General features: G+C 68.1%; 4 protein-coding genes and 1 pseudogene. 3 read left to right on the top strand and 2 right to left on the bottom strand.

Annotated features, from left to right (window positions below; all coding sequences use genetic code 11):
* Together ELR45_RS35035 and ELR45_RS11870 are read right to left on the bottom strand one after the other, a co-directional pair.
* Positions 1–848 (bottom strand): annotated as a pseudogene (locus ELR45_RS35035) (collagen-like protein); the annotation flags it as partial.
* Complete coding sequence (locus ELR45_RS11870; protein WP_240759494.1) at positions 824–1,630, bottom strand: ABC transporter ATP-binding protein; 807 nt, start codon at positions 1,628–1,630, stop codon at positions 824–826. The gene ELR45_RS11870 and the pseudogene ELR45_RS35035, both read right to left, overlap by 25 nt.
* A 131-nt stretch (positions 1,631–1,761) precedes the next feature.
* Between ELR45_RS11870 and ELR45_RS11865 the strand changes: the two genes are divergently transcribed.
* The 3 genes from ELR45_RS11865 to ELR45_RS42100 all read left to right on the top strand — a co-directional run bounded on the left by ELR45_RS11865 (position 1,762) and on the right by ELR45_RS42100 (position 3,394).
* On the top strand, positions 1,762–2,349 hold the full coding sequence (locus tag ELR45_RS11865; protein WP_129666202.1) for a CDP-alcohol phosphatidyltransferase family protein: 588 nt from the start codon (positions 1,762–1,764) through the stop codon (positions 2,347–2,349).
* 9 nt (positions 2,350–2,358) lie between these two features.
* Positions 2,359–2,907: a CinA family protein gene (locus ELR45_RS11860; RefSeq protein ID WP_240759492.1), complete on the top strand. Its 549-nt coding sequence runs from the start codon at positions 2,359–2,361 to the stop codon at positions 2,905–2,907.
* Positions 2,908–3,082: 175 nt separating this feature from the next.
* Complete coding sequence (locus ELR45_RS42100) at positions 3,083–3,394, top strand: helix-turn-helix domain-containing protein (protein WP_129666200.1); 312 nt, start codon at positions 3,083–3,085, stop codon at positions 3,392–3,394.
* Positions 3,395–3,590: the final 196 nt, after the last annotated feature.

Here is a 3,590-nt window from a genome sequence, read left to right as displayed (position 1 = left end):
GACACCGCATCGTAGGGGGCGGCCCAAGTGGCGCCGAGCGGTGTCCATGCCAGCGCGTCGGAGATCGTGTCCATGGCCCGCCGAGTGGCCAGCTGGGCCATCGAAGGGAGGCTGAGCTGCAATGCCATCACGGAGAGGAGCACGAGCATCCCGACGACGGACGCCAGGTCGCGCATCCGGCGGGACCGGAAGATGCCGGCCAGGGAGGTGGTGACGGTGCGGCTGGCGACGACGCACAGCAGCGCGTTGAGTAGCGCCCCGGCGAATGCGTAGATCACCGGTATCGTGCCCCGTGACCAGGTCACCACGGTCGCCATGGAGACCGTGAGGGTTGCGACGGCCGGTATTCCGACGAAGCCGGCGGCCAGCATCCCAGCGAGCAGAGTCTTACGACGCAATGGAAGCAGGACGAACCGGCGCGGATCGATCGATTCGTCGATGCCGAAGATCAGCACCGGCAGCAGAACCCAGCCGAGCACCACGAGGCTGCCAATGAGGACCAGCAGGAGCCGCGCGTCGGCGGCATCGACGTGACGCAGCTGGACGGTGAGGTAGATGCCGGCGACGATCACGCCGAATCCGGTGGCGGCCCCGATCAGGCCCGCGACGAGCCTGGCGTTCGAGCCCTTCAGACTGTTGCCGATGAGGCGGAGTTTGAGGCCGACGAAGAGCCGGACGATGTATGCCATGTCGGCGTATGCGCCGCCGCTCCCGGAACGGCCGGGCACGGCATCGTCGCTCGCCGACCCAGCCGACCCCGTCGACCCAGCCGACCCCGTCGACCCCGCCGACCCGGGGACGCCGTCGTCGTCGGGACGCAGGCTCAGTCCGCGAAAGTCCGCAGCCATGCCAGGCCATCTCCGAGATCTCGCTGGCCGCCGACGAGCCCGACGAACCGCTCTTCCAGAGAACCGTCACCACGGATGTCGTTCAAGGCACCCGAGGCCAGCACCTGGCCGTCGGCGATGATCGCCACCTGGTCGCACAGCTGCTCCACCAGAGCCATGACATGACTCGACAGCACGACCGTGCCCCCGCTGGCCGCGAAGGACCGCAGGATACTGCGGATGGTCGTGGCGGACACCGGGTCGACGGACTCGAACGGCTCGTCGAGTACGAGGATGCGCGGCCCGTGGATCAGAGCACACGCCAGACCGATCTTCTTCATCATCCCGGCGCTGTAATCGACGACGAGCGTGTCGCCGGCGTCGCTGAGGTCGAGGACGTCGAGGAGCTCTGCCGCTCGTTGCTGCGCCAGCTGCCGTTCGAGCTGGTGCAGCCGGCCGATGTACTCGAGCAGTTGTGTTCCGGTGAGCCGGTCGAACAAGGCGAGGCCGTCCGGGAGAACGCCGAGGAGCCGCTTGGCGGTGACGGGGTCGCTCCACACATCGTGGCCCAGGACGAAAGCGGTCCCGGCGTCCGGTCGCAAGAGTCCCGTGGACAGCGACAAGGTGGTCGTCTTGCCGGCGCCGTTCGGTCCCACCAGGCCGAAGAATGAGCCGACCGGTACGTCGAGGCTGAGACCGGCGACGGCGACTGTGTCGTCGAACTGCTTGACCAGGCCGCGCAGCGCCAGTGCCGGTGGTGCCGATGGCGGAGAATGCACGTGCGGTACCGGGTCGGTGCTCACGTGTCGAGACTATTAGAGACAAGGAGGTCCGTGCCCTGAGCCTCGGTGATCGGCGTCAACCCGGGCGGGTCGACGGCGTTGCGCGCGACGTGTGTGGGTTGAGTCGCGCGGCCAATGGTTAGGCTGGAGGGGTGTCCGACCTCCGGCGTCCCCACTCACAGCCCTCATCGAGCGTGTGGAACGTCGCGAATGCCTTCACCATTCTGCGGTTCCTGCTGGTCCCGCTGTTTGGTTGGTTGCTGCTGCGCGACGGCGGGGCGGACGACGCGTCGCGCATCGCCGCGTTCGTGACGTTCGGGCTGGCCATGGCGACGGACCGGGCGGATGGCGAGCTCGCCCGCAGACGCGGCATCATCACCGACTTCGGGAAGATCGCGGATCCGATCGCCGACAAGGCGCTGACCGGGATGGCGTTCGTGGGGCTGTCCGCGCTGGACGAGCTGCCGTGGTGGGTGACGGTGCTGGTGCTGGTGCGCGAGTGGGGGATCACGGCGCTGCGCTTCGCAGTGATCCGGTATGGCGTGATGCCGGCCAGTCGTGGCGGGAAGGTGAAGACCACGCTGCAGGCCCTGGCCCTCGGGTTCTACATCCTGCCGCTGTCCGGCGGTTGGGAGCCGATCCAGGTGGCGATGATGTCCGCAGCGGTGTCGGTGACGGTCGTGACCGGTGCCGACTATGTACTGCAGGCGATCCGGCTGCGCCGCGGCAAAACGTCGTAGGCCTGCCCGATGTCCGAGCCGTCCATGTCCGGTGACGACCGCCTGAGCGGAGACCTGTCTGTGCTGGAGCCTTGGGATGACCAGCTGGCCGTGGCCGCGATACGAGCGCTGCAGACCGGCGGCCTGACCGTCGCGACGGCGGAGTCGTTGACGGGAGGCCTGGTCTGCGCGGCGCTGACCTCGGTGCCTGGGTCGTCGTCGGTGGTGCTGGGCGGCGTCGTGGTGTACGCGACGTTCGCCAAGGAGTGGCTGGCGGGGGTTGATCCGGGGATTCTGGACGCTCACGGGCCAGTGGCCGTGGAGACGGCCGCGGCGATGGCGCGTGGTGTGCGCGCGCGTCTCGGAGCGGACGTCGGGGTCGCGACGACGGGCGTCGCCGGGCCGGAACCGCAGGACGGGCATCCACCGGGGACCTTGTACGTCGCACTCTCGTCGCCGGAGCGGGCCGTCGTTCGTTCGTTCCTTGACGGTGACCGAGTGCCCGGAGACCGGAGCGCCGTCCGGCATGCTGCCGTCGCCACCGCTCTGCGGCTCCTGGCTGAGCCCGTGGTCCCGTGAGCATCGACCGGCGGCTCCAGCACGGCGCCCCAGGGGCGGTTGATCACCCCCCGGGAATCACCAGGGCGTACGACACGTTATGTACTCACAAGCCGTCCTCCGCGACGCGATGGGGTGTCTGGGAGGTACGGTGGTAGTACGCAAGTGTCGAGACCGACCTTGAAAGGGGTGGCCCATGGTACTCGTCAGGCGCCTCATCGGTGACGTCATCCGACGCCGTCGGGTAGCTCAGGGCCGTACCCTGCGCGAGATCTCAGCGGCAGCACGTGTCAGTCTCGGATATCTCTCGGAGGTCGAGCGGGGGCGCAAAGAAGCGTCATCTGAGCTGCTGGCCGCCATCTGCAGCGCACTCGACATCCCGATGTCGGAGGTTCTGCGTGACGTGAGCGACGAGATGGTGCGCGTCGAGGCTGCGGCCATCGGCGCCCTTACAGAGTTGCGGCCACGCGAGGACGCCCGGCGTCAGGAGGCCGTGCCGGTCGGTTGATACCGGTAGGACCTCCACGTGGGGAGGACTTGTTCGCACTGTCGGGCTACGGGGCAGGCGAGGGGATTGTTGGTGCGTTACGTGCACCCGCATGCGCGGGCCGTCGTGATTTCGGACACCTTGTGTTGCCGAATGACGCCGAGACGCTACCTGCTGACCGCGTATGAGCAGTGAGCCGGCTCCAGATCACGGATGT

This window comes from Phytoactinopolyspora endophytica, from assembly GCF_004138495.1.
Lineage (GTDB): Bacteria > Actinomycetota > Actinomycetes > Jiangellales > Jiangellaceae > Phytoactinopolyspora > Phytoactinopolyspora endophytica.
Note: the sequence above shows the minus strand (reverse complement) of the source record. Positions and strands in the feature narration are given on the sequence as shown.

What these genes read in the sequence shown, in the direction of transcription:
- ELR45_RS11860 (WP_240759492.1), top strand. Translation starts at nt 2,359, where the DNA reads ATGTCCGAGCCGTCCATGTCCGGTGACGACCGCCTGAGCGGAGACCTG.
- ELR45_RS42100 (WP_129666200.1), top strand. Translation starts at nt 3,083, where the DNA reads ATGGTACTCGTCAGGCGCCTCATCGGTGACGTCATCCGACGCCGTCGG.